The organism is Streptococcus sp. 20925_1_24, from assembly GCF_041432335.1.
GTDB classification, from domain to species: Bacteria; Bacillota; Bacilli; order Lactobacillales; family Streptococcaceae; genus Streptococcus; species Streptococcus mitis_BM.
Window position 1 is genome coordinate 132,526 of sequence record NZ_JAPVZM010000002.1, and the last position, 20,597, is coordinate 153,122.

A 20,597-nucleotide genomic window follows, 5' to 3' on the forward strand; every position below is an offset into this window, starting at 1 on the left:
CCTATGTCTCAGATTGATCTACAAAAATTAACCAAGAAAAACCAAGAGTTTGTCCACATCGCTACCCAACAATTCATCAAAGATGGGAAAACAGATGCTGAAATTAAGGCTATTTTTGAGGAAGTTATTCCCCAAATCCTTGAAGAGCAAGCCAAAGGTACGACCGCTCGTTCCCTCTATGGCGCACCGACTCACTGGGCTCATAGCTTCACTGTCAAGGAGCAATATGAAAAAGAGCATCCAAAAGAAAATGATGATCCAAAACTCATGATTATGGACTCGGCTCTTTTCATCACTAGCCTCTTTGCCCTCGTCAGCGCCCTTACAACCTTCTTCTCAGCAGATCAGGCTATCGGTTACGGTTTGATTACCCTTCTGCTAGTTGGACTGGTTGGTGGATTTGCCTTCTACTTGATGTACTACTTTGTTTACCAATATTATGGACCAGACATGGATCGCAGTCAACGCCCACCTTTCTGGAAATCTGTACTGGTTATCCTAGCTTCTATGTTCCTTTGGTTGCTTGTCTTCTTTGCAACAAGCTTCCTACCAGCTAGCCTTAACCCAGTACTGGCTCCATTGCCACTAGCTATTATCGGAGCGGCCCTCCTAGCTCTTCGCTTCTATCTCAAGAAACGCTTGAACATCCGAAGCGCAAGCGCGGGCCCATCACGTTATTAAGAAAAGTGAAAAGCTATGGCATATAGTCAATCTTTAGCTAAGCAGATTCGAAAAATTCTAGCACTCAAACTTCCTCCCCAAATTTTCGAAGAAGAGTTAGAAGAAAAGAAACTGTTTGGTGGTCTGGCCTTTATAATTCGTGGGAAAATGGTCCTTACTGTCAGTTCCAGAAAGGACGAGCTGGTTATGGTGAGAATTGGCAAAGAAACGGAAAAGCAAGTTCTACCCCGAACAGGAGCTCATACCACATTGATGAGAGGGCGACCTTATCATGGCTATATAGACCTAGATATCGAAGGTCAAAAAGAACTTCCTTACTGGATTGATTTAGCCCTCTCCTATAATCAAGAGTTGACCAAGTAACTCATATCTAGTGAGATTAGAAAAACGAAAAGCAACTGCACAGGCGGTTGCTTTTTCACTTGCTTTCTTGAGATTCAATAGTACTTCTGACTCTAATTCCTATAGTTTTCTCTCATTTTTTGTGATAGAATAGGCTCATACTCAATGAAAATCAAAGAGCAAACTAGGAAGCTAGCCGCAGGCTGTACTTGAGTACGGCAAGGCAAAGCTGACGTGGTTTGAATTTGATTTTCGAAGAGTATCAATCTATTTCTAGGAGGATGAGATATGGTTTCTACTGTTGGTATTGTTAGTTTATCTAGTGGCATTATAGGAGAAGACTTTGTCAAACACGAAGTGGATTTGGGTGTCCAACGTCTCAAGGACTCAGGACTTAATCCTATCTTTTTACCCCATTCGTTAAAAGGCTTAGACTTTATCAAGGACCATCCTGAAGCGCGTGCAGAGGATTTGATGCAAGCCTTTTCCGATGATAGCATCGACATGATCCTATGTGCCATCGGTGGAGACGATACCTATCGTTTGTTGCCCTATCTTTTTGAAAATGACCAACTAGGAAAAGTTATCAAACAAAAGATTTTTCTTGGCTTCTCAGATACAACCATGAACCATCTCATGTTGCATAAACTAGGAATCAAGACTTTTTATGGGCAATCCTTTTTAGCAGATATTTGTGAATTGGACAAGGATATGTTGCCCTATAGCTTTCACTACTTTAAAGAATTGATTGAGACTGGAAGAATCTCAGAAATCCACCCTAGTGACGTTTGGTATGAGGAACGAACTGATTTTAGTCCCAAGGCTCTGGGGACAGCTCGTGTCAGTCATGCAAACACTGGTTTTGACTTGTTGCAAGGAAATGCCCAGTTCGAGGGAGAAATCCTCGGTGGGTGTCTCGAATCCCTCTACGATATCTTTGACAATTCTCGATACGCAGATAGCACTGACCTCTGCCAAAAGTACAAACTCTTCCCTGACTTATCAGACTGGGCAGGAAAAATCCTCTTGCTAGAAACAAGCGAAGAAAAGCCTGAGCCGGAATACTTCAAAAAAATGTTGCGGACTTTAAAGAACACTGGTATATTCGAGGTCATCAGTGGACTCTTGGTCGGAAAACCTATGGATGAAACTTTCTATGACGACTATAAAGAGGCACTATTGGATATTATTGACAGCAATATCCCGATTGTCTATAATCTGAATGTCGGCCACGCAACTCCAAGAGCAATTGTACCCTTTGGGGTCCATGCTCATGTAGATGCACAGGAACAAGTCATTCGCTTTGACTATAACAAAAAATAAATAGTTTCTCTATTTTTGTGCTTTTGTATTCGTTTTCGTTACAATTTGTATCTGAATTTATTGCATTTCGCTAATTTCTATGTTATCCTTTTGAAGGAGGTGTATATGACAAAACAAAAAATTAATCGAATCGTAGGTTCTATTGGTGCCTTTATTGGAATTATAGTATTTATTGCCTACATACCTCAAATTATCGCTAATTTACAGGGAAATAAAGCTCAACCATTTCAACCTTTATCAGCTGCTATATCTTGCTTAATCTGGGTTATTTATGGATGGACAAAGGAACCTAAGAAGGATTGGATACTAATCATTCCAAATTCAGCTGGTGTTATTTTAGGTGGAATCACTTTTTTGACTTCACTCTAACAAATCTAATAGTATATATAAAAAGCTGGGAAAAATTTCTCAGCTTTTTTCTATATTCTCAGATATGCTAGTGACCGCTTTTCCACTCACAATCGTTCTCGTGGTCATCAACTAGCCCTGCAGCCTGTAGAAAAGACAAGACGGCGACTGGGCCTGTGAACTTGAAGCCTCGTTTTTTGAGATCTTTGGCTAATTTTTCAGACAAAGGTGTTTTAGCTGGGGCTTGGCGGTAATCGGGAACATCGTTAACGATCGTTTTCCCCTCAACAAAAGACCAAAGATAGGCATCAAAAGAGCCGTACTCTGCCTGTAGTCGTAGAAAGGCTTGGGCGTTAGCGCGTGTAGCAAAAATCTTGGCTCTATTTCGGATAATGGCTGGATTCTCCAGCAAGTTTTCCAATTCGGTGTCGGTCATCTCTGCGACTGCGTGAATGTGATAGCCATGAAAGGCTTCTCGGAAAGCTTGGCGTTTGTTGAGCACCGTTTCCCAAGACAGGCCTGCCTGATAGGTTTCCATACACAACAACTCAAACAATGCTTGGTCATCATGGAGAGGCTGCCCCCACTCCTCATCATGATAGGCAATGTAGAGCTGATTGGTCATCTTGACCCACGAACAACGTTTTGTCATGTTCTGCTCCTATTTGACCAACATTTTAAGGGCCGACTTGATATAGTTCTCAGCTGTATCTGTCGTTCCTTCAAAGAATTTCTTGATTTTCTTAAGCTCAGTTGCCTTGTAGCCCAGTGCCAACATGGCTTCCATAGCTTCTTCCAGTTCTTGGTTTTCAGCACTGGCTTGGACTGCCACCTTGGCAGGAAGGTCATCTCCTGCAACTACTACCTTACCTTCCAAGTCCAGCACCATCTGCTGGGCTGTTTTCTTGCCAATTTTAGGGAACTTGGTCAAGTAGGTGATGTTCTTGGTTTCGATGGCTTGAACCAAGCCAGCATTGTCATCAGCAGCGATAATAGCGAGAGCTGATACAGGGCCAATCCCAGAGACCGAAATCAGACTAAGAAAGAGCTTTTTCTCATCTTCTGAGCGAAATCCATAAAGCAGATGGGCATCCTCACGCACGACATGATGAACATAAATCTGAGCTTCTTGATTCACCTGACCTGAGTGGGCATAAGGATTGGCCACATGCAAGATATAGCCGATACCGTTGACTTCAAGAACAATGTATTTGGCAGTAATTTTGGTAATGATTCCTTTTAGATATTCGTACATAGTTTTCCTTTTAGTTTAATATTTCCCCAATTCACGGAGACTGGTGTGATTTTCCTGAATACGTCGGAACATCTTTTCCATATCCGACTTGGTAAAATGCACCAAAACAGGGCGTCCATGGGGACAGTTATAGGGATTGTCACATTGAGAGAGCTGATAAAGGAGCTGTCTGGCTGAATGATCATCGATACGATGATTGGCCTTGATGGACCGCTTGCAGGACATCATAATAGCCAACTCTGCTCGGTATTTCTTGATCGAAACTTCCTTGGTCAAAAGGAGCATGTCGCACATCTCATAGATGCCTGATTCAATCTCTTCTTCTGCCATCCAAATAGGATGTTCACGTAGGATGAATTGATTTTCCCCGTACTCTGCTAGAAAGACGCCTACTTCCTCCAAAAGTGCCATTCTTTCCTTGAGACGGAGGGCATCATCCGCTGGAAATTCAAAGATATAGGGCACTAGGAGTTGCTGCTGGCTCTGGTCAACATTGCCAATGCTTTCACGATATTCCTCATATTTAACCCGTTCCTGAGCCGCATGTTGGTCTATGATGTAGAGCCCATCTCTCCCTTGGGCAAAGAGATAAGTCCCGTGCATTTGCCCGAAAAATTCCAACTCTGGGAAGCTTGATGATTCTTCTCGCTCCAGCTTGTCATAGGCCTTATCCAAACTGACTAAATCTAGCTCTGGGTGATCTAGCTGATCGTAGTTAGCAGGTTTTCTCTCTGCAAAATGCAGTTTTGCTGGCTTGGTTAGCTGATCCAAGGTTTCTTTGGCAAATAAAGTCAAATCCTGTCCTTCATCAGTCAATTCTACCTGATAATCAGCTACTTCAGCTTGACTAGGTCTTGTCGGCTCAGTTTGCTCATAGTAGAGCGTATTTTCTTTGAGTGGGAGAATGGTCTGCTCCACCTTCTCACGATTGCGCACGGTCGATTTGGCAAGATTTTCCAAGGCATCAGGTATCAAAGTTTGCTCCTTGAGACTATTTGCAATAGCTTCTGAGACAAGCGTCATCAATTCTTTTTCCTTGGAAATTCGCACCTCTTGCTTGGTTGGATGCACATTGACATCCGCTAGATAAGGATCGATATGAATGTGAATGACAGCCAGTGGAAAACGACCTACCATAAGCTTACTACCATAGCCGTCAAGAATAGCACGATTGAGTAAAAAGTTCTTGATATAACGGCCATTGATGAAGAGGCTGATATAGTTGCGATTAGCTCGAGTCAATTCAGGCAAGGACACAAAGCCAGAAATTTCGAAATCAAGGTCAGAATTCTCAATTTCAATCATCTTCTTGGCACTCGCCAAACCATAAATTCCTGCGATTGCTTGTCGCAGTTGACCAGTCCCTGCTGTTCGCGTCATTTCCTTACCATCACTGATCAAACTAAAAGAAATCTCAGGATGGGCCAAGCCCAGACGGTTAACAATATCAATGATATGAGACAGCTCCGCTTGCTGACTCTTCATATACTTGAGGCGAGCAGGCGTATTGAAAAAGAGGTCCTCCACACAAACCTTGGTTCCCACAGGACTAGTCGCTGGGATGACTTCTTCAACTTCTCCCCCACGCGCGACTAGCTTGGTCCCGTGACTTGCGCCATCCACCGCAGTCAACAGAGTTAAGACACTAACAGACGCTATAGAAGGTAGGGCTTCACCACGAAAACCAAGCGTGCGAATTCGAAAGAGGTCTGCTTGATTTTTTATCTTACTGGTCGCATGACGACGCAAGGCCAATCCCACCTCATCGTGGGCAATTCCATGACCATTATCTGTGATTTGAATCTTCTTGAGACCAGACTCTTCAATCTCAATGATAATCTGACTAGAACCCGCGTCAATAGCATTTTCTACCAACTCTTTGACCACACTGGCAGGACGTTCAATGACCTCTCCAGCCGCGATTTGGTTTGCCAGCACCTCTGGCAATTCAATAATATGAGACATTTTTCAGCCCCTTTCTATATCTATTTTCCTAGAAATTGATTAGTGCTATTATACCATATTTCAGATAGGACAGAAAAGCAAGCACCACATAGGAGCCAAATCCCTCCACATAGACAAAGGCTCTTGCCATAGGATATAAAATAGTGTTTAATAAAGGTGTACAAGAAGTGATCACAATTTTGTATGAAAAACAAGGAGAGAAATTTATGAAAGTAGAACTACAGATTAGTGAAACTTACGAAGAGGAAAAGCTGATTGTTCAAGCACCTCAGCCGACAGATAAAGTCCAGAAAGTCATCGAGTTCGCAGAAAATTTGGATCTAACAGAAAAAATCAAAGGGAAAATCGATAATCAGGTCTATCTCGTTGAGATTAGCAAGATTCAACGCTTCTATATCGAGAATCGGAAGGTTCTAGCAGAAACCGCGAGTCAGACCTACAGCATTGATTTGCGACTCTATCAGGTCCTTGAAATTCTGCCAACCAATTTTATCCAAATTTCCCAATCAGAAATCATCAATATCGATTCCATCTCTCATCTCAAGCTCACCCCCAACGGCCTAGTAGAGATTTTCTTGAAAAACGAAAGCTTCACCTACTCTTCACGCCGTTATCTAAAAACCATCAAGGAGAAATTAGAATTATGAAAAAACAAACCTTCCACGACGCAGCTACTGGTGTCCTCATCGGTCTCATCCTCTCTATCATCTTTTCACTCATTTATGCACCAAGTACCTACGCCCCGTTAAGTCCCGACTCTCTCATCGGACAAATGATGGCTCAACATCAGGTTCACGGTGCCTTGGTCTTGCTCTACTGCACACTTATCTGGGCAGCCATTGGTATTCTCTTCAACTTTGGTAAACGATTATTCAGCCGTGACTGGAGCATGCTTCGTGCGACTCTGACTCATTTTTTCCTCATGCTAGTAGGCTTTATCCCACTAGCAACCCTAGCAGGTTGGTTCCCCTTCCACTGGATTTTCTATCTCCAACTCATTATCGAGTTTGCGATTGTCTATCTCATCATCTGGGCTATTCTCTATAAAAGAGAGGCTAAAAAAGTAGATCACATCAATCAACTCTTGGAGCATAAAAAGTAAGAACCTCATAATAAGCAAAACCGAGAAAGAAACTTCTCGGTTTTTCTGTATCCTGCTGCACCTTTCTATCATAGCGGTTATTTTCAGATCTTCTTTGTAAATTTTCTGTAATTTTCTATCTTTTTTCAAAATATTCTTGCATTTTCCTAAAGTTTTTTGTAGAATATAGATTACATATCCAGATTATTCTGAAAATTCAAAAAGGAGTATTTATCATGTCGCAAGCTATTTCGTTAAATCAATCAACCTGGACAAGTAAACTAAAAGCAATGGGACCTGGAATCCTAATGGCTTCTGCCGCTGTTGGAGGTTCTCACATTGTATCTTCTACTCAAGCTGGTGGTTCTTATGGGTGGTCGCTACTCCTCTTGGTCATCTTAGCCAATGTCTTTAAATATCCATTTTTCCGTTTTGGTGCTGAATACACCGCTGATACTGGAAAGACTTTGGTTGAAGGTTATGCCGAAAAAGGAAAACTCTATCTCTGGATTTTCTTTATCCTCAATATCTTTTCGGCTATGGTCAACACAGCTGGTGTCGCCATTCTGTGCTCAGCTATCATCGCCAGCGCCTTCCCAATGATCGGTCTTAGCATCACTCAGTGGTCCCTCATTCTCGTTGCCATCATTTGGGCTATGTTACTCTTTGGAGGCTACAAACTCTTAGACGGCATGGCAAAATGGATCATGTCAGCTTTGACCATTGCAACTGTTCTTGCAGTTATCATCGCGGCGGTCAAGCATCCAGAATACAGTTCTAATTTTGTCGAGAAAACACCTTGGCAAATGGCAGCTCTACCCTTCATCGTTTCCCTCTTAGGGTGGATGCCGGCTCCTATTGAAATTTCAGCTATCAATTCACTTTGGTCTGCTGAAAAGAAAAAGACCGTCAACTTTAACACAGAGGACGCTCTATTTGACTTTAACGTTGGTTACATTGGAACAGCCATCCTAGCTGTGTTCTTTGTAGCACTGGGAGCACTAATTCAGTATCCTACAGGGCAAGCAGTTGAAGCCGCTTCAGCCAAATACATCTCTCAATTCGTGGGCATGTATGCCTCTGTTCTTGGAGAATGGTCCCGTTACTTGATTACTTTTATTGCCTTCCTATGTATCTTTGGAACAGTTATCACTGTTATCGATGGTTACTCTCGTGTCAATCAGGAATCTCTCCGACTGCTAATCAGTCAAAAAGAAGACAATCGTAAATCTTTGAACATCTGGATGACCATTACTGCTATTATCGGTATCGTCATTATCAAGTTCTTCGCTGGTCAAGTTTCAACCATGCTCCGCTTTGCCATGATTGGTTCTTTCCTGACAACACCATTCTTCGCTCTTTTAAACTACGCCTTGGTAACGCGTGAAAACAAAAATCTTCCTTCTTGGCTCAAACACCTTGCCATTGCAGGATTGATTTTCCTCTTTGGCTTCGCCATCTTCTTTATCTATGCACTCGCAATCGGAAAAGCAGGATAACTAACAAGCTCTAGATGAAGATAAGGTTTCATTTTAAGAGAAAATTCAGCAAATATTTCTATGATAAAAAGCATAAGAACAAGGTTTTGAAGACCTGAACTTATGCTTTTTTACGTTCTCAAAGACTGTTTATACTCAAAAAACAGTTGAACAACTTCAACCACCTCTTATAAGAACTTTATACTATTCGAGAATCTCTTCAAACCACGTCAGCTCTATCTGCAACCTCAAAGCTGTGCTTTGAGCAACCTGCGACTAGCTTCCTAGTTTGCTCTTTGATTTTCATTGAGTATTAATTCTCTCTTTCCAACTCATACAAATCTGCGATAATAGCTGCGACACGTTTGATATCTCCCAGCATACCTCGCATTTCAAAGTCAGCCAATACAGGGAAACCAAAACGTTGACTGTATTGCTTGGCTGTCAGGCAGTATTGGTTATTAAAGTTACGATTTCCTGAACCAACCACACCAAAACACTTACTAGCATTGTCACCATAGGCGATAAAATCCCCCACTGGTGTCGTCAAAATCTCAACATCTCCGTTATCCACGCCATTCCCACCTTCGAGGTAAGTAGGCAAAAAAGCAACATAGGGATGATCCATTTCATAGAAATCGTGACCTTCCTTTACCAAATCCTTAATATGAATCTTTTGAACCTCAATTCCCTCGTACTGGGACAAGAGATAGTCTTTCAAGCGTGTCACAAAACTCTCAGTGTTACCACTCAGACTGATATAAACTAAAGAAATTGTATTCATATGTACCTCCATGATTTTATTTTTAATCGAAAAAGAACTACCAAGATTGTAACTTGATAGCTCTTTTTTGTCAATACTTAAGCAACTTCTTCTGTTTCCTCTTCTTCAGCCAAGGTTTTCTGTTGACGCCAAATCTTGTAGAAGACAAGAGCTAGGAAAAGAACATTGATGACGATAGAGAGAATGCTAACGGCTTGTGAAATAACACTTATCCCTAAACGCATGCTTTCATCGTGAACTAACTGCACAGCGTCCTGTAAACCAACATAGCCATAAATCGAACCAATAATGGCTAGCAAAACATAGCCGACATAAGTATAGTTTGCATATTGCAAATTCTTACGAACAAGGAAGACAATCGCTACTGCAACTAAAATAGCAGATAGCACAATCAAGGCCATATTAAAAATAGAATGAGTTGATTCTGCTACTCTATAGGTGTAATTAAGCTGGTCTTCTAATTGCTGAGCACTGACCCCTGCAACTTGTTTCTGAGCGGCACGAAGAGCTTCTTTGCTAGGCAAGGGACTCAACATTCCAAACAGAGACATAGCTGAAATAAGAGCAGACAAGATTAGCAAGACCCATAGATAAATTGGTTTCTTTTTCATAATAGAACCTCCTGATGTTATTATTGATATTATAGCACTTTTTGTAAAGGGATACAAATATTATAGTGTCGTTTCTACCTGTTTTCGGTAAGCTTTTGGCGATTTTCCGCACAATTTTCGGAACACTTTATAGAAATATCCAACATTACTGTAACCAACAGCATAACAAATATCTTCGATACTGTCACTGGTTGAAAGTAAGAGCTGTTGGGCAGCCTTAATGCGTTGTTTGTTTAGTAATTCTGCGAAGGTCGAATTGGTTTCACGCTTAATCAACTGTCCCAGATAGACAGGATTGATAAAGAGATCCTTACTGATATCCTTGAGAGAGAGTTCTTTTTGATAATCACGCCCAATCACTTCCAGCACACTGACCACATTTTCATTCATTCGATATTGCCCAAAGAAGCGAGTCAGAGTTTCCTTGATATAAAGAACCAATTCATCGAAGGATTGAATAGCATGAATGGTTTTGACAATGTCCGTCATATCATCAGCTTTGAGATGTTCAAACAAGTGGAAAACATCCATAACAAACTGGATAAAAAGCTGTTTGGTAATCGGAACACGGGGTGTATTTTCAAGAACCACTTTCTCCAAAAGATTTAACTCTTCTACAATTTGATTGAGATTTCCCTGAATGATAACCCTATAAATCGGTTCGTAATAGGCGAAGAGGCTCTCCGACTGCTGCAGATTTACAGAGCCGTAAAAGAGGGCTTTCTCAGCATTCAGCTTCCAACGTTCAAAATGTTCTTGATAAGGGGCTTCAAAGGGAGTAACGACTAAACCATCTAGGGGTTGGTCAGAAATGAAAATCTGCCAGTCTTGACCCAAGACATAGTAGGGAATGGTGAAAGAACCTTGTTTTTCCTTGGATAGACCTATCCACCAATTCTCCTTACCTCCTAAATAACTGACAAATCCAGCCTCGTCTAAATCTTGACTGAGGGTCTGACTTTTCTTTCCTCTCTCGCCAAGCTGACCTGCAATCTTCTCCAGCAGATTTCCTAACTCTACCTTATCAACAGGCTTGACCAAATAGTCCACCACACTAAGGTTCATTGCTCTTTTTACATAATCAAACTCCTGATAACCTGAAAGCAGGATATAGGCTGCATCTGGTAAGATTTCTTTCATCTCCCGAATCATATCAAGTCCTGTTTTGTCGGGCATATTGACATCTGAAATGATGACATCGACGGGATTTTCCTGAACATATTCTAGGGCTTCATCGGCATGACTGGCTGTTGCGACGACCTCCATATCCCACTTATCAAAGGGAATCAAACGTTTCAGACCTTCCGTCACCATGTACTCATCATCTACTAATAATACTTTATACATTTTCTCCCTTTCTACTCATCTTGAATTGTAATACGATACTGAACACCGGCTCGCTCCGCAGACTCTATAGTAATAGCATAGCGGTCCCCAAAATAGAGCACAAAACGCTCATGTACATTGGTAATCCCGATAGACTGCTTTTGATCACTGTAACTGGCTTGGTGTTCAAAATGTCTCTGACTTAATTTTTCTCGAATACTTGCCAGTTTTTCAACCGACATTCCACGGCCATTATCGACCACCAAAATTTCTACAAAACCATCCTGTTTAAGAGCCTTGATGCTAATCACATTATCTGTCCGTCTATGGTCAACACCATGCGCGAAATAGTTTTCTACCAGCGGTTGTAAGGTAAACTTAGGAATCTTCATATTCTCTAGCTCTGGGTCTGTCTTGAAACCATAGGCAATGGACTTGGGATAGCGAACCATGCAGAGATAGCTGTATTTACGACAAAATTCTAATTCCTGTTTGAGAAGGGTCTCTCTTTCGTCGGAAATATTGTTACGCAAGAGACTACTGAATTCATAAATGATATCTGCCAACTCATCTTGACTTTGCATAACTGCATACATGCGCAAGAACTCCAGCGTATTATACATAAAATGAGGATTGATTTGCGCCTGCAAGGCCCGCATATTGGCATCTTTTTGACTAAGCTCTAACTGATAAATATCATGGATATTCTTTTCCAAGCGATCCAACATATCATTGGTCGTCTCCGCGATTAGGAGCAATTCCTGATCCTTTTCAAGCGTATCAATGCGAAGACCTTCTTGTCCTTTGGCAATAGCTTGGATGGAATCCACCAGGTCCACTACCTGCTTTTGATAATTAGCAAAGGTCTGCCTCAACGTCAGATAAAGAATGACAATAAAAAGAAGGCTCAAACCCACAATCAAAGCAGAGCTGGTCACCGTTCCTTGTAAAACAAAATTTTTGGGAACTGCCACCTGAACCTGATATCCATGAGAGGTAAAACCGACAAACCAGTTCTCATGTTCCCTATTGACCCTCTCACCAATATGAAAAATCTCCGTATCAAATGGTGATGTCACAGTCACAGCCATCGGGATATGACCTCGGGTATTGTCAATGGCATGATATAAGACTTCTGAATCCAAGGAGATGTAAATCACTCCTATAGATTGATCCGTTGCTGGGTCCAGAACTGGAATGCCAAAACTATTGGCCTCTGGTTTAAAGGCCTCAGCAGGCAAGATATGACCACTTCTTTTATCCCTTGTTGAAACATAAACTTCTTTAAAATCCTGCAAGACGATTGCAACACCCGTTATAGAGTCATTTTGAACATAAAGATCATCAATGTTTTCATACAGAGAGATAGAAGTTGACGAAGCTGCTTGATGCTCCAATAGCCAATAAAAATACTCAGAAGTTGACAAGCTAAAGTACTTATAAACCCCTTGTATCCGGTCTTGATTGGCTACTAAATCTTGCGCCAGTTGGGCTGACTCCCGATAATAATACTCCACCTCATCGACTGTTCGAGTGGTTACACGTTGGGCTACTCTTTGAGCTTCCTTTTCCCGTGAATCCCAGTCAGCGTAAGAGAGTAAGATTGCAAAACTCGCAATAATAATCATCATAACTGAACTGTAGGTTCTTAGAAGCGTATGTAGCCAAAACTGCTTCATTCTATTTTGTCGCCAATTTTTCATGGATACTTTCATAGACCGGTTCCAACATATCACTGATAAAGAAATGCCACATCCCAATTCCTACAAATAAAAGTAGGGCAGGCATATAGTAACCAATTGCCACAAGTAGCACTGTCCCAAGGAGAACCTTGGCCACAGCCGCTAGGCTCATAAAGATGCCAATCAAGGATAGTTTGAGACTATTTCGATAGGACAAATCAAAATAAACTTGTAATTTCAAAGATACTGTATAAGCCAAAAAGATCAGGGCAACTACTAGGACATTCAAAAAGGTCGCAATCAAATGAATAATAGTCTGATGAGGCAATTGCACCAAGAGATACAGGCCATAGACCAAAACTAGATCCACCCCTAAAAAGCTATAGAAAATCAGGTTGCTTGAGACGAAATTTTGCTTATAAAGAGACCACGCCTCCTTCAAACTGTATTCCCGAAAGCTATAACCATGTTCTGCATATAGGCTCATCAAGGTGGCACTAGCCGGCGCTAGACCAAGGATAATCCCTCCTGCTAAAGTTAATAGCCAAAAGAAGGCTGTCGCAATCATCCCTAAAAAGAAACGATTAAAGACAAAGTCTAAAAATCTCCCCATAATATCCCCCTAAAAATAACTATGAAACTATTATATCATATTTCAAGCGTTTTCAAAAAATTCTAGTATCCATTTACAATCCCACCAAACCATGGTAAAATGAGAATTGTGAAAAAATGATCAGGAGACAATTCATGAAGAAATCTATCTTAACTACACTGCTTTTTGCAGTTCTTTACTTCCTCTGCATGGGGGTTGGTGTCCTTTTGGGCAATCTCTTTGACCAAACTGGAAACATGTTTTATGCGCCTGCCTTTACTGCCCTTGTCGGCGGTAGCGTCTATATGATTCTGGTCGCAAAAGTTCCACGCTTTGGAGCCATTACCACTATCGGCCTTGTCATTGCTCTCTTTTTCTTGGGAACTAAACACGGTGCTGGTGCCTTCCTTCCTGGAATTATCTGTGGCCTCCTAGCAGATGCAGTAGCTAGCCTCGGAAAATACAAGGACCAAACAAAGAACTTTCTTTCTTTTATTATTTTTGCCTTCAGCTCAACTGGCCCAATCTTACTTATGTGGATTGCGCCCAAAGCCTATATGGCAACCCTTCTAGCAAGAGGAAAATCCCAAGAATATATCGACCGTATCATGGTCGCGCCAAACCCTGGAACCATCCTTCTATTTATAGCAAGTATTGTCATCGGAGCCCTAGTGGGTGCCTTAATTGGACAAACCTTGAGTAAAAAATTGGCACAGAAAATCTGATTACTAAAAAAGAGCCAGGCGGCTCTTTTTTATTTATGGCTCAATTTCTTGGTCAAGAAGTCTCCCAAGAATTGGATCGCAAAGATAATCAAAATGATAATGATGGTTGCTAAGATGGTCACATCGTGATTGTAGCGGTTAAATCCATAAGCGATAGCTACGTTACCGATACCACCAGCTCCAACCGCACCGGCCATAGCTGTTTCACCAACAAGGGAAATCAAGGTCACAGTCGTCACACGAATCAAATCTGGCAGACCTTCTGATAGGTAAACACCCACGATATCCCAGAATGTCGCTCCGCTAGCTTGAGCCGCCTCAATGACACCACCATCTAGCTCAGCCAATACCACCTGTACTTGACGGGCAAAGAAGGCAAAGACCGCAAAAGATAGCGGTACGATAGCCGCATTTGGACCAATGCTTGTTCCTACGATTAGATGAGAGAAGGGTGACAAGACTGCCAAGAGAATGATAAATGGAACCGCACGGAAAATAGACGTGATTTTATCTAAAATCCAGAAAACGACCTTATTTTCCAAGACACCACCTGGCGCTGTCAAGACAAGGAAGAGACCTGCCACTAGCCCCAAGAAACCTCCGATGATGAAGGAAAGAACTGTCATATAGAGGGTTAGGTAGATGGCTGTTCCCCAGCCTGCTTGACCAGCCCAGCCCATTTTATAAACATTTGGTAAATAGGTTTGAATCAATGATTCCATCTTACTGTCCTCCCTTCAATACTTTTAGTTGTACGCCTGCTTGACGAATGGCTTCTTGGGCACCTGCTAGCGCTGCTTTTTCACCTGACAAGACCACAACTAATTCTCCAACAGGAGTACCATCGAGGATTTCAATATTTCCATAGAGGATATTAGCCGTTACTTGATAATGCTTGTACAATTCATTCAAAAGTGGCTCGTCTGTTGAAGCACCTGCATACTTGAGTTGAACTAAAAGACTGTTTTCAGACAGATGTTGCACAATTTCTTGCTTCTCGATTTTGACCATGGCTTCGTCAATACCTGTAGCTGTTGAGATAAAGTCTTGAGTCAAAGGTTGTTTAGGGTCTGAGAAGATTTCAAGAACACTACCCTCTTCAATCAAATGCCCGCCCTGCATAACTGCCACACGATTGGCAATGTCTTTGACAATCTGCATTTCATGCGTAATCAAGACAACAGTCAAGCCTAATTTTTGGTTCAAATCTTGCAACAAGGCCAAAATCTGCTTGGTTGTCTTAGGATCAAGGGCAGAAGTTGACTCGTCTGAAATCAAGATTTTTGGATCATTTGCCAAGGCACGCGCAATGGCCACACGCTGTTTTTGCCCTCCAGATAGTTGTGAAGGGTAGTTTTCAGCACGGTCTGCCAAGCCAACCAAGTCCAACAACTTGGCTACTTTAGCCTTCTTTTCTTCCTTGCTGAGTCCAGAATGTTTGAGGGCAAAAGCTACATTCTCCTCTGCTGTCTTTTGGCTCATCAGGTTAAAATGCTGGAAAATCATTCCAATATCTTGACGTTTACGACGCAACTGCTCTGCCGTCAAGGTCACCTTGCCATCAAAAATCACATCGTCGTCAATGGTAATTTTGCCTGCAGATGGTTTTTGCAAGAGGTTAATCACCCGTACAAGGGTTGATTTCCCTGCTCCAGAATATCCAACGATTCCGTAGATATCCCCTTCTTGGATGTGAATGGTCACATCCTTGACCGCTGTGATGGTTCTCTTCTTCTGATGAAAAGTCACATCGATCTGATCTAACTTGATAATATCTCTACTCATAGCTTCTAATCAGCTCCTCTACTAATTCAATATGGGTGTAATAATCGGCGATTCGCACGTTCTCATCTCCACCGTGGTCTCGGCTGTTGGCATTTCCTAGACCGAAGGCCACCATTGGCACCTCTAGGGCATCAAAGACCGTATGCATAGGCCCTGTCCCCGCTGTAGTTGGCAAGACTGAAACGCCCTGTGGATAGAATTTCTTGGCCAACTCGATTACATTGAGAATGGCTGACGCGCTCATATCGCTTCGATAGCTCATCTCTCCCAAGGTATAGTATAATTCTACCTTATCAAAGCCATTTTTGTCTAGCTGTTTCCGAATTTTTTCCAGAACATCATGCGGTTCTAGACCAGGAACCAAACGAACCTCTAGCTTAGCACTGGCTTCTGCTGGCAAAATCGTTTTGACTCCTTGTCCTTGATAACCTGACTGAATCCCTTCGATATTGAGAGCAGGTTCAAAAAAGAAACGTTTGAGAAAGGCTGCGCGGTCCTCTTGTAAGAGAGGCAATTCCAAACCATAAATCTGGCTGATTTCCCCAGGATTGCGTTGAGCATAGGCATCCACCAAGGCTAATTCTCGTTCATTCGGCTCTTGTACTTCTTCGTACAAACCTTCAACCAAGATACGGCCATCTGCGGCACGAAGGGACTGTAGGGCTTGAAGGAGGTACCAAGGAGCTGATTCCACAACTCCTCCATAACTAGAGTGGATATCCACATCCGCACTTTTTACCTTGGCATCAAAGGTCACAATCCCCTTATTTCCACCAGAAATTTCTAACTGCTCCAAGGCATTCTTGGTCCCTTGTTCCCAAACTAACAAATCTGCACCACGGAGTTTATCCGCATGCTTTTCTAGATACTTATCTAGGTCTGTTGAAGCCGATTCCTCCGCTCCCTCCATGATAAAACTGATATTGACAGGCAGGTCATCGTGGTGCTGCATGTATTTTCTCAAAGCACTCAAACGAGCCGTGATATGACCCTTATCGTCGTCAACCCCACGCCCATACATGAAACCATTGCGCACCGAAAGCGTAAAAGGCTCCTCTGTCCACACCTGATCCCCGTCCGCTGGCACAGTGTCATAGTGGTTATAGAAAATTAGGGTCTTGGCATCTGGACGCGAACTCTTGAAATGTGCCATGACAAAAGGCGCCGTATAAGTCTCATCAATCTCCACTTCAGCCCCCACACGCTTGAAAATCTCACCCAGATAGGTTGCGACTTCCTTAAGTCCAACCTGCTGGGCAAAGACCGATTTTTTAGAAATCAAGGTACGCAAAACCTCAAAATAATGCTGGGCTACATGATCCTTTTCAAATTTTTCAATCTGTTCTTGTTCACTAGGAAAAACCATATTCTCTCTACCTTTCTATGAACTACTCTTCCTGACAATCCATGCTCTATACAAAAGCAAGAGGTGGAATTTTCTCTCCCACCTCCCTGTTTCTTATTACCAAACTGGTTGATCCAAACCGTCTGATGTTTCTTCGATAACTTTTTTCACTTCATCTGTATGGTAAGCTGCGATCACTTTCTTGATAGCATCAGCTTTTGGTGATGATTCCCAATCTTTTTTCGCAACGATGATGTTGTACCATTGTTTTGAGTTTTCATCAGCTTGTTCTTTGAAAAGTGCTTTCTTGTAGTCCAATTTTGCTTCTGTAACGAAGGTATTGTTTACAACGGCAGCATCAACTGATGACAATGAACGAGCTGTTTGGCTAGCGTCCAATTCAGTGATTTTCAAGTTCTTTGGATTTTCTTTGATGTTAGCAACTGTTGCAAGAGCAGTTCCAGAAACATCCAATTTAATCAAGCCAGCTGATTGAAGCAAGTAAAGCGCACGGCTTTCGTTTGTAGCATCGTTCGGTACAGCGATTTCTCCGTTTGCTGGGATGTCTTCTACTTTAGTGTACTTGTTGTCACTTCCATTCAAACCTGAGTAAAGACGGATTGGAGAGATGTAAGTATCTGCAATCGCTACAAGGTCTTTTCCGTTTTCTTTGTTCCAGTTGTTCAAGAAGTTATAGTGTTGGAAAGCGTTCAAATCTACTTCGCCATCAGCAGTTGCCTTGTTTGGTTGTGAGTAGTCTGTGAACTCTGTAAATTCCAAGGTAATGCCGTCTTTTTTGACTAATTCTTGAACTTTATCCCAACGCGCTTCTTCAGAACCGCTACGGTTAACCGTTGCGATTTTAACGGTTGTTGCATTGTCTGCTTTCTTTTCTGAGTTTCCGCAAGCTGCAAGAGCCAAACCTGCGACTGTAGCAATGGCTGCTACACCAAGCCATTTTTTAATTTTCATGATTCTTTCTCCTTAAAAATAATACCGTACTAGTATCTCACAATTTGTTTGATTTCACAAATTGTTATTAGATAGTCAGATATATAGTTTAAAACTATATCCCTAAAAACTGAGAAATCATCCACCTTATGCAGAATGGATGATTTCAAAAAATTATTTAATATCAGCTTCTGCTGGTAGATAAGTGTCTCCAAAGAATTGTTTAGACAACTTTTCAAGAGTTCCATCTTTGTAGAGTTCTTGGATACGTTTGTCTACAAATGTTTTCAACTCATCTTGACCTTTGGCAAGAAGTGGGTAAACGTAAGGTTGTTGGTCACTTGGAAGTTCAATGACTTTCAAGTTGTCCAAGCCTTGGTTCTTGATGACTGTTTCAACACCGATTTTATCAAAAATCTTGTAGTCAAACTGGCCATCGCTCAAGCGTCCCATGATTTGTTGGAAGTCTGCTCTAGTGTAGTTAAGGACAGTTGGATTATCTGAGTGTTGCTTGTTATAGTCTTCTAACTGTTTAGCAGATGTTGTCCCTTGAACAACTTCTGTTGATTTTCCACCGATATCATCAAGTGATTTGATGCTAGAGTCGTCCTTCTTCACTACAAGAACGTTAGGATTTTTAGCAGTTGGGGCTGCGTAAAGGTATTTTTCAGCACGTTCTTTAGTGTAGCTGATGTTGTTAACGGCCATTTGGTAACGGTCAGCGTCAAGACCCGCAAAGACTCCTGACCACTCTGTCTTCTCAAACTTGACATCATACTTGTCAGAGTCTTTAAAGATAGCACGAACGACTTCAATTTCGTAACCAGTCAATTCGCCATTTTCTTCATAGTTGAATGGTTTTGGTGAAGCATTAGTTGCAACGATAATTTCTTTCTTGCTAGCTGCTTCTCCTTCTTTTTTCGCACCACCTGAGCAAGCTGCTAGCACACCTGCAGCAACAAGCCCTAGAGCAGCAAGAGATGAGTATTTAACGATTTTTTTCATGTCATTTCCTCCAAAATAGAATACCTTATAATCTTAACAGAAAAAGACCTTTTGCGCCATTATATGATATCTATCTCTGTGATAGGTTTTCTTTATGGCTGATTTATACTCAATGAAAATCAAAGAGCAAACTAGGAAGCTAGCCGTAGGTTGCTCAAAGCACTGCTTTGAGGTTGTAGATAGAACTGACGAAGTCAGTAACATATATACGGTAAGGCGACGCTGACGTGGTTTGAAGAGATTTTCGAAGAGTATTAAAAGACCAAACGCAAGACTGCAATTAAGACCACTCCAAAGAGAACTGTTCCGACTAGATTGCGGTAGCGAAAGGCCACCCAAGCCGTTGGAAAGACGGCTAAGAAGTCTAGCCATTTAATTTGAGGAAGGCTCCCAACCTTACCTGTCACTACGCTTGACAGAATCAAGGCAAAGATAATAGAAACGGGCAAGAACTTCAAAAAGCGCTCAACGATCGCAGGCAAACCCTTATACTTGACCAAGATGAAGGGAATCATACGGGGAATCCAGGTCACCAAGCCAGAGAAAATAACTGCTAATAAAAGATACTTACTGACCATCTAATACCACCCCCATTGTACAACCAAGTAGCGTCGCAAACAGAACAGCTAGTGACTGAGACACCACTGTTAAGAGTAAAAAGAAGGACACCGCAACAACTGCTAGGATAATGAGCAGATTGCGGACAGGAATCCGTCTTTGCATAATCTGGAATTGCGAAGCAAAAATCCCGATGAACATCCCAACCAAGGCAAAATCTAATCCAAAGATTTCTGGATTTGGTAGCAGGCCACCCAGAGCCGTTCCGACAACTGTTCCCACAAACCAAGCCACATAGCTGTTGAGATTGTTTCCGTGCATCCACATAGGATTGACCTTGTCTGTATGGGCTAACTCGCCCATCAAAACGCCATAAGTCTCATCCGTCAAGAGACTAGACATACCGATATTTTGCCAGAGACTGGTATGACGGAAATAGGTTGACGCATGCAAACTCAACAAAAAGAGACGCAAATTAATCAAAAAGACCGTCATAGCAATAGCTGCCACAGGTGCTTGAACCGCAATCAGTGCCAACATGGCAAACTGGGCGCTCCCAGCATAAACAAAGAGGCTCATCAAGCCCATCTCAACAGGTGTCACATAGGGCGCACCAATAATCCCACAGGCCAAGCCAATACTGACATAACCAAGGGCCGTTGGCATGGCCGCCTGCGCCCCCTCCCAAAATCCTTTTTCTTTCATCTTTCTCCTCATATTGTCTTAATAATACTCAATGAAAATCAAAGAGCAAACTAGA

General features: G+C 42.0%; 23 protein-coding genes. 8 read left to right on the plus strand and 15 right to left on the minus strand.

What is annotated here, in order from left to right; translation table 11 throughout:
* Positions 1-3 precede the first annotated feature (3 nt).
* The 4 genes from O3650_RS01985 (at position 4) to O3650_RS02000 (ending at position 2,715) form a co-directional block, all read left to right on the plus strand.
* Positions 4-681: a DUF1129 domain-containing protein gene (locus O3650_RS01985; protein ID WP_101782109.1), complete on the plus strand. Its 678-nt coding sequence runs from the start codon at positions 4-6 to the stop codon at positions 679-681.
* Positions 682-696: 15 nt separating this feature from the next.
* Positions 697-1,044, plus strand: a complete 348-nt coding sequence (locus tag O3650_RS01990) for a TfoX/Sxy family protein (protein ID WP_101782108.1) — start codon at positions 697-699, stop codon at positions 1,042-1,044.
* A gap of 267 nt (positions 1,045-1,311) precedes the next feature.
* Positions 1,312-2,346 carry a S66 peptidase family protein gene (locus O3650_RS01995; RefSeq protein ID WP_203175621.1) on the plus strand — a complete coding sequence of 345 codons (1,035 nt, stop codon included), beginning with the start codon at positions 1,312-1,314 and terminating at the stop codon, positions 2,344-2,346.
* 105 nt (positions 2,347-2,451) lie between these two features.
* The gene (locus O3650_RS02000) at positions 2,452-2,715 is read left to right on the plus strand and encodes a SemiSWEET family transporter (RefSeq protein WP_000166114.1); all 264 of its coding nucleotides are present in this window, start codon (positions 2,452-2,454) and stop codon (positions 2,713-2,715) included.
* A gap of 67 nt (positions 2,716-2,782) precedes the next feature.
* On the opposite strand, the gene O3650_RS02005 is transcribed toward O3650_RS02000, so the two are convergent.
* From O3650_RS02005 to mutL, 3 genes are read right to left on the minus strand one after another with little or no spacing between them, the layout of a single operon-like run.
* A complete protein-coding gene (locus O3650_RS02005) occupies positions 2,783-3,346 on the minus strand; it encodes a DNA-3-methyladenine glycosylase I (protein WP_203175623.1) in 564 nt (187 codons plus the stop codon).
* A 9-nt stretch (positions 3,347-3,355) separates the two neighbouring features.
* On the minus strand, positions 3,356-3,949 hold the full coding sequence (ruvA, locus tag O3650_RS02010) for a Holliday junction branch migration protein RuvA (protein ID WP_203175625.1): 594 nt from the start codon (positions 3,947-3,949) through the stop codon (positions 3,356-3,358).
* 15 nt (positions 3,950-3,964) lie between these two features.
* The gene (gene mutL / locus O3650_RS02015; protein ID WP_173303182.1) at positions 3,965-5,914 is read right to left on the minus strand and encodes a DNA mismatch repair endonuclease MutL; all 1,950 of its coding nucleotides are present in this window, start codon (positions 5,912-5,914) and stop codon (positions 3,965-3,967) included.
* Between the two features lie 206 nt (positions 5,915-6,120).
* Here mutL and O3650_RS02020 point away from each other — a divergent pair, with 206 nt between their 5' ends.
* The 3 genes from O3650_RS02020 to O3650_RS02030 all read left to right on the plus strand — a co-directional run bounded on the left by O3650_RS02020 (position 6,121) and on the right by O3650_RS02030 (position 8,494).
* Complete coding sequence (locus O3650_RS02020) at positions 6,121-6,561, plus strand: LytTR family DNA-binding domain-containing protein (RefSeq protein ID WP_153196061.1); 441 nt, start codon at positions 6,121-6,123, stop codon at positions 6,559-6,561.
* A complete protein-coding gene (locus tag O3650_RS02025; RefSeq protein WP_371491459.1) occupies positions 6,558-7,016 on the plus strand; it encodes a DUF3021 domain-containing protein in 459 nt (152 codons plus the stop codon). Before O3650_RS02020 ends, O3650_RS02025 begins: the two co-directional genes overlap by 4 nt.
* A 215-nt stretch (positions 7,017-7,231) precedes the next feature.
* The gene (locus O3650_RS02030) at positions 7,232-8,494 is read left to right on the plus strand and encodes an NRAMP family divalent metal transporter (protein WP_101782101.1); all 1,263 of its coding nucleotides are present in this window, start codon (positions 7,232-7,234) and stop codon (positions 8,492-8,494) included.
* Positions 8,495-8,786: 292 nt separating this feature from the next.
* Here the strand turns inward: O3650_RS02030 and nrdI are convergent, their stop codons facing one another.
* The 5 genes from nrdI to O3650_RS02055 all read right to left on the minus strand — a co-directional run bounded on the left by nrdI (position 8,787) and on the right by O3650_RS02055 (position 13,489).
* Positions 8,787-9,257: a class Ib ribonucleoside-diphosphate reductase assembly flavoprotein NrdI gene (gene nrdI / locus O3650_RS02035; protein WP_371491461.1), complete on the minus strand. Its 471-nt coding sequence runs from the start codon at positions 9,255-9,257 to the stop codon at positions 8,787-8,789.
* A 77-nt stretch (positions 9,258-9,334) separates the two neighbouring features.
* On the minus strand, positions 9,335-9,868 hold the full coding sequence (locus tag O3650_RS02040) for an ABC transporter permease (RefSeq protein ID WP_101782099.1): 534 nt from the start codon (positions 9,866-9,868) through the stop codon (positions 9,335-9,337).
* 60 nt (positions 9,869-9,928) lie between these two features.
* Entirely contained in the window at positions 9,929-11,215 is a 1,287-nt protein-coding gene (locus tag O3650_RS02045) for a response regulator transcription factor (protein WP_203175635.1), read from the minus strand.
* 11 nt (positions 11,216-11,226) lie between these two features.
* Positions 11,227-12,897 carry a sensor histidine kinase gene (locus O3650_RS02050; RefSeq protein WP_371491463.1) on the minus strand — a complete coding sequence of 557 codons (1,671 nt, stop codon included), beginning with the start codon at positions 12,895-12,897 and terminating at the stop codon, positions 11,227-11,229.
* Entirely contained in the window at positions 12,875-13,489 is a 615-nt protein-coding gene (locus O3650_RS02055; RefSeq protein WP_371491465.1) for a YesL family protein, read from the minus strand. Before O3650_RS02055 ends, O3650_RS02050 begins: the two co-directional genes overlap by 23 nt.
* A 134-nt stretch (positions 13,490-13,623) precedes the next feature.
* On the opposite strand from O3650_RS02055, the gene O3650_RS02060 reads away from it, so the two are divergent.
* Entirely contained in the window at positions 13,624-14,193 is a 570-nt protein-coding gene (locus O3650_RS02060; RefSeq protein WP_371491467.1) for an MptD family putative ECF transporter S component, read from the plus strand.
* 29 nt (positions 14,194-14,222) lie between these two features.
* Here the strand turns inward: O3650_RS02060 and O3650_RS02065 are convergent, their stop codons facing one another.
* The 7 genes from O3650_RS02065 to O3650_RS02095 all read right to left on the minus strand — a co-directional run bounded on the left by O3650_RS02065 (position 14,223) and on the right by O3650_RS02095 (position 20,542).
* Positions 14,223-14,915 carry a methionine ABC transporter permease gene (locus tag O3650_RS02065; RefSeq protein WP_000444647.1) on the minus strand — a complete coding sequence of 231 codons (693 nt, stop codon included), beginning with the start codon at positions 14,913-14,915 and terminating at the stop codon, positions 14,223-14,225.
* Between the two features lies 1 nt (position 14,916).
* Complete coding sequence (locus O3650_RS02070; RefSeq protein WP_261043266.1) at positions 14,917-15,978, minus strand: methionine ABC transporter ATP-binding protein; 1,062 nt, start codon at positions 15,976-15,978, stop codon at positions 14,917-14,919.
* The gene (locus O3650_RS02075; protein ID WP_261083025.1) at positions 15,971-17,344 is read right to left on the minus strand and encodes a M20/M25/M40 family metallo-hydrolase; all 1,374 of its coding nucleotides are present in this window, start codon (positions 17,342-17,344) and stop codon (positions 15,971-15,973) included. Before O3650_RS02075 ends, O3650_RS02070 begins: the two co-directional genes overlap by 8 nt.
* A gap of 96 nt (positions 17,345-17,440) precedes the next feature.
* The gene (locus O3650_RS02080) at positions 17,441-18,295 is read right to left on the minus strand and encodes a MetQ/NlpA family ABC transporter substrate-binding protein (RefSeq protein WP_261012790.1); all 855 of its coding nucleotides are present in this window, start codon (positions 18,293-18,295) and stop codon (positions 17,441-17,443) included.
* 153 nt (positions 18,296-18,448) lie between these two features.
* Positions 18,449-19,279, minus strand: coding sequence for an amino acid ABC transporter substrate-binding protein (locus tag O3650_RS02085; RefSeq protein WP_020901826.1), 831 nt, complete (start codon positions 19,277-19,279; stop codon positions 18,449-18,451).
* Between the two features lie 254 nt (positions 19,280-19,533).
* Positions 19,534-19,857, minus strand: coding sequence for an AzlD domain-containing protein (locus O3650_RS02090; RefSeq protein WP_000253936.1), 324 nt, complete (start codon positions 19,855-19,857; stop codon positions 19,534-19,536).
* Positions 19,847-20,542: an AzlC family ABC transporter permease gene (locus tag O3650_RS02095; protein ID WP_000659743.1), complete on the minus strand. Its 696-nt coding sequence runs from the start codon at positions 20,540-20,542 to the stop codon at positions 19,847-19,849. The genes O3650_RS02090 and O3650_RS02095 overlap by 11 nt, the downstream gene beginning before the upstream one ends.
* Positions 20,543-20,597 lie beyond the last annotated feature (55 nt).